The organism is Sphingobium sp. HDIP04 (assembly GCF_000445085.1).
Taxonomy (GTDB): domain Bacteria; phylum Pseudomonadota; class Alphaproteobacteria; order Sphingomonadales; family Sphingomonadaceae; genus Sphingobium; species Sphingobium indicum.
The window spans coordinates 1-4,776 of record NZ_ATDO01000106.1 but is presented as its reverse complement, the minus strand read 5'-3'; the positions used below and the strand labels follow the sequence as shown (position 1 = coordinate 4,776).

Below are 4,776 nucleotides of genomic sequence, written 5' to 3'. Positions count from 1 at the left end.
GGCGCGGCGTTGCGCGCCGACATCATGGCGGCGCTGGCGGCCCTGCGCGAAGGCCGCCCCCTGCCCCGCGTGTGGAGGTGCTGAGATGCTGCTGACCCCGCGGGAGAAGGACAAGCTGATGCTGGCCATGGCGGCGATGGTCGCCCGGCGGCGGCTGGAACGGGGCGTCAGGCTCAACTATCCCGAAGCCGTCGCGCTGATCTCCGACCATGTGCTGGAGGGCGCGCGCGACGGGCGCAGCGTCGCCGACCTCATGGAGGCGGGCGCCCATGTGCTCAGCCGCGCGCAGGTGATGCCCGGCATCGCAGAGATGATCCCCGATGTGCAGGTCGAGGCGACCTTTCCGGACGGCACGAAGCTGGTGACGGTGCATGACCCCATACGATGACGTCATTCCCGGCGAGCTGCTGCCCGGCCCCGGCGATCACATCCTGAACGCGGGCCAGCCCGTCACGCGCCTCGCCGTCGCGAACAGCGGCGACCGGCCGGTCCAGGTCGGCAGCCACTATCATTTCGCGGAGGCCAATGACGGGCTGATCTTCGACCGGCAGGCCGCGCTGGGCCAACGGCTGGACATTCCCGCCGGGACGGCGGTGCGGTTCGAGCCGGGGCAGACGCGGGAGGTCGACCTCATCCCCCTGCGCGGCGGCCGGACGGTGATCGGCTTTCAGGGCAAGGTCATGGGGGCGCTGGACTGATGCCCTATGCCATGCCCCGCGCCGCCTATGCGGACATGTTCGGCCCGACGGCGGGCGACCGCCTGCGCCTTGCCGACACCAACCTGATCATAGAGATAGAGCGCGACTGCACGATCCTGGGCGAGGAGGTGAAGTTCGGCGGCGGCAAGGTGATCCGCGACGGCATGGGCCAGAGCCAGATCACCAATGCGGCGGGCGCGGCGGATACGGTCGTCACCAACGCCGTCATCATCGACTGGACCGGCATCTACAAGGCCGACGTGGCGCTGAAGAACGGGCGCATCGCGGCCATCGGCAAGGCGGGCAATCCCGACATCCAGCCCGGCGTGGACATCGTCATCGGGCCGGGAACGGAGATCATCGCGGGCGAGGGCAAGATACTGACGGCGGGCGGCATCGACGCGCATATCCACTATATTTGCCCGCAGCAGGTGGAGGAGGCGCTGAGCAGCGGCGTCACCACCTTCGTCGGCGGCGGCACGGGGCCGGCGACCGGCACCAACGCGACCACCTGCACGCCGGGGCCGTGGCATATCCAGCGGATGCTGCTGGCGGCCGAGGGCTTGCCGATCAACCTGGCCTTCGCGGGCAAGGGCAATGCGAGCCGCCCCGAAGCCATCGTCGAAATGGTGGAGGCCGGGGCCGCCGCGCTCAAGCTGCATGAGGATTGGGGCACCACGCCCGCCGCCATCGACTGCTGCCTGTCGGTCGCGGACCGGATGGACGTGCAGGTGATGATCCACACCGACACGCTCAACGAAAGCGGCTTTGTCGAGGACACCATAGCCGCCTTCAAGGGGCGGACCATCCACGCCTTCCATACCGAGGGCGCGGGCGGCGGCCATGCGCCCGACATATTGAAGCTGGCGGGTTTCGCCAACGTGATCCCCAGCTCCACCAACCCGACCATGCCCTTCACGGTCAACACCATCGACGAGCATCTGGACATGCTGATGGTGTGCCATCATCTCGACCCGTCGATCCCGGAGGATCTGGCCTTCGCCGAAAGCCGCATCCGCAAGGAAACCATCGCGGCGGAGGATATTTTGCACGACATGGGGGCGCTGTCGATCCTCTCGTCGGACAGCCAGGCCATGGGCCGGGTCGGCGAAGTCATCACCCGCACCTGGCAGACGGCGCACAAGATGAAGGCGCAGCGCGGCGCCTTGCCCGGCGACAGGGCGGACAGCGACAATCTGCGCGTGCGGCGCTATATCGCCAAATATACGATCAACCCCGCCATCGCGCAGGGCATGAGCCGCGAGATCGGATCGGTGGAGGTCGGCAAGCTGGCCGACCTCGTGCTCTGGTCCCCCGCATTCTTCGGCGCGAAGCCCGATCTGGTGCTGAAGGGCGGGATGATCGTCCACGCCATGATGGGCGATCCCAACGCCTCCATCCCCACCCCCCAGCCCGTCCATGCCCGCCCGATGTTCGGCGCCTATGGCAAGGCGATGGCGGCGAGCTGCATCAGCTTCGTCAGCCAGGCCGCGATCGACGGGGAAGTGGCGGAACGGCTGGGCCTGGCGCGCGCGGTGCTGCCGGTGGTCGGCACGCGGGGCATCGGCAAGAAGGACATGAAGCTGAACGACGCGCTTCCCGACCTGCGCATCGATCCGGAAACCTATGAAGTGCATGCCGACGGCGAATTGCTGACCTGCGAACCGGCGGCCGAGCTGCCGCTGGCGCAACGTTACCACCTCTATTGAAGGCCCGTTCCATGAACGCCCCGGTGAACCGCATCCTCTCCATCATCCCGCAGGCAAGGGACGGCGTCGACGGTCCCTGGGCCGACAGCGTCCGGCTGGACCATGATCTGCGCAACCGGCGGCGCATGGTCTATACGACGCAGGGCGGGCGCGGCATCCTGCTCGACATGCCGCGCGCCGTGCATTTGCGCGACGGCGACGGGCTGGCGCTGGACAGCGGAGAGCTTGTTCGCGTGGAGGCCGCGCCCGAACCGCTGATCGAGATCACGGCGCCCGACATGCCGCTGCTGCTGCGGCTGGCCTGGCACCTGGGCAACCGGCACCTGCCGACGCAGTTGCTGGGCGACAGGATGCGCATCCGGCACGACCATGTGATCGCGGAGATGATCGAGGGGCTGGGCGGACGGTGCGAACATGTGCTGGCGCCCTTCGATCCCGAAGGCGGCGCCTATGAGGGTGTCGGCCATGGGCGCCATCATCATGACGGCGGGGATCATGATCGCCACGAGCATGCGCATGGATGAAGGCGCGCTGTTCGACCTGATGAGCTGGATGTCGCCGGCCTGGCCGATCGGCGCCTTCGCTCATTCGGGCGGGCTGGAATGGGCGGTGGAGGCGGGCTTCGTGACGGATCGCGCCAGCACCGCGGACTGGATCGGCGATCTGATCGCCCGCGGGTCGGCGCATAACGAAATGGTGCTGTTCGTCCATGCCTGGCGCGCGGCGCGGGCCGGCGACCGGGACGGGTTGCTGGAGATTGCCGACCTTGGCGCGGCCAGCCAGATGAGCCATGAGCGGAGGTTGGAGGCGACGGCGCAGGGCGCGGCGTTCCGCCGGATCGCCCTCGACGCGACGGGGGCCTCCGCCTTCGACAGGCTGATCGAGGGGATCGATCCCGACGATCTCGTCTACCCGGTCGCGGCGGCGGCGCTGTTCGCCTGCCATGGCATCGCGCTGCGGCCCGCCGCGACCGCCTATCTGCACGGGCTGGCGGCCAATCTGGTGTCCGCCGCCCAACGGCTCGTGCCCCTGGGGCAGACCGACGGGCAGCGCGTCATGCTGGCGCTGCGGCCCGCGATCATCGCCGCCGCCGCGCAGGCTGCCGACCTGCCCGACGGCGACCCCTTCCTGGCCATGGGATCGGCATGCTTGATGGCGGATCTCGGCTCCATGGCGCATGAAACCCAATATACCAGGCTGTTCAGGACATGAGCGACATATTCGATTCAGATCATTTCGGCCATTCAGGCCCTCTGCGCGTCGGCATCGGCGGCCCGGTCGGCTCCGGCAAGACGGCGCTGATGGACGCGCTGTGCAAATATTTCCGCGACGCTTACGACATCGCGGCGATCACCAACGACATCTACACCAAGGAAGATGCCGAATTCCTGACCCGCGCCGGGTCTCTGGCGCCCGAACGCATCCTGGGCGTGGAAACCGGCGGCTGCCCCCACACCGCCATCCGGGAGGACGCATCGATCAACCTTGCCGCCGTCGGCCAGCTCGAACGGCGCTTTCCCGCGCTGGACCTGATCCTGATCGAAAGCGGCGGCGACAATCTGGCGGCGACGTTCAGCCCGGAACTGGCCGACATCACCATCTATGTCATAGACGTGTCGGCGGGCGACAAGATCCCGCGCAAGGGCGGCCCCGGCATCACCCGGTCGGACATGCTGGTCATCAACAAGATTGACCTCGCGCCCCTTGTCGGCGCCAGCCTGGAGGTGATGGACCGCGACGCGAGGAAGATGCGGGGGGATCGCCCCTTCGTCTTCGCCAATGTGCGGGCAGGACAAAGCGTGGCGGACGTGGCGAATTTCATTATCAAGGCCGGTGGCCTGGAACGGAAGGGAGCATGATGATCGGAAGCATGAAGGGACGCGCGATCGTTGCGGCGGCCGTTGCCGTCCTTCCCACCGCCGCATGGGCGCATCCGGGGCATGGCGAGCAGGGATCGGCCTTCCTTGCCGGTTTGCAGCATCCGCTGACCGGCTTCGACCATATGGCCGCGATGCTGATGGTGGGCCTGTGGGCGGGCATCGCCCTGCCCCGCCATATAGGAGCGCCGCCCCTGGCCTTCATCGCCTGCATGCTGGCCGGTTTCGGATGGGCCGCGGCGGGCGGCGCGCTGCCGCTGGCGGAGGGCATGATCGCCACGTCGCTGGTGGTGCTGGGGCTGGCCGTCTGCTTCGCCGTGCGGGCGCCGCTCACCGTCGCGCTCGCACTGGTGGGACTGTTCGCCCTTGCCCATGGCCATGCCCATGGCGCGGAACTGCCGCATGGCGCCGTCGCCTGGCGGTTCGCGGCCGGGTTCGCGCTGACGACGGCGCTGCTGCACGGCGCGGGCCTTGCCGTCGCCCGCTTTGCCG

7 protein-coding genes are annotated in these 4,776 nt (G+C 68.4%); all 7 read left to right on the top strand.

What is annotated here, in order from left to right:
• Nucleotides 1-85: 85 nt before the first annotated feature.
• A complete protein-coding gene (locus L286_RS38845) occupies nucleotides 86-388 on the top strand; it encodes an urease subunit gamma (protein WP_007686330.1) in 303 nt (100 codons plus the stop codon).
• Nucleotides 372-698 carry an urease subunit beta gene (locus L286_RS38840; protein WP_020819121.1) on the top strand — a complete coding sequence of 109 codons (327 nt, stop codon included), beginning with the start codon at nucleotides 372-374 and terminating at the stop codon, nucleotides 696-698. Before L286_RS38845 ends, L286_RS38840 begins: the two co-directional genes overlap by 17 nt.
• Nucleotides 698-2,407, top strand: coding sequence for an urease subunit alpha (gene ureC, locus L286_RS38835; protein WP_020819122.1), 1,710 nt, complete (start codon nucleotides 698-700; stop codon nucleotides 2,405-2,407). Before L286_RS38840 ends, ureC begins: the two co-directional genes overlap by 1 nt.
• Before the next feature lie 11 nt (nucleotides 2,408-2,418).
• Nucleotides 2,419-2,931: an urease accessory protein UreE gene (locus L286_RS38830; protein ID WP_021223644.1), complete on the top strand. Its 513-nt coding sequence runs from the start codon at nucleotides 2,419-2,421 to the stop codon at nucleotides 2,929-2,931.
• Entirely contained in the window at nucleotides 2,873-3,619 is a 747-nt protein-coding gene (locus tag L286_RS38825; protein WP_020819124.1) for an urease accessory protein UreF, read from the top strand. The genes L286_RS38830 and L286_RS38825 overlap by 59 nt, the downstream gene beginning before the upstream one ends.
• The gene (ureG, locus tag L286_RS38820) at nucleotides 3,616-4,266 is read left to right on the top strand and encodes an urease accessory protein UreG (protein ID WP_007686321.1); all 651 of its coding nucleotides are present in this window, start codon (nucleotides 3,616-3,618) and stop codon (nucleotides 4,264-4,266) included. The genes L286_RS38825 and ureG overlap by 4 nt, the downstream gene beginning before the upstream one ends.
• The coding region (locus L286_RS38815; protein ID WP_021223643.1) for a HupE/UreJ family protein at nucleotides 4,263-4,776 on the top strand (514 nt) is incomplete at its 3' end. The genes ureG and L286_RS38815, both read left to right, overlap by 4 nt.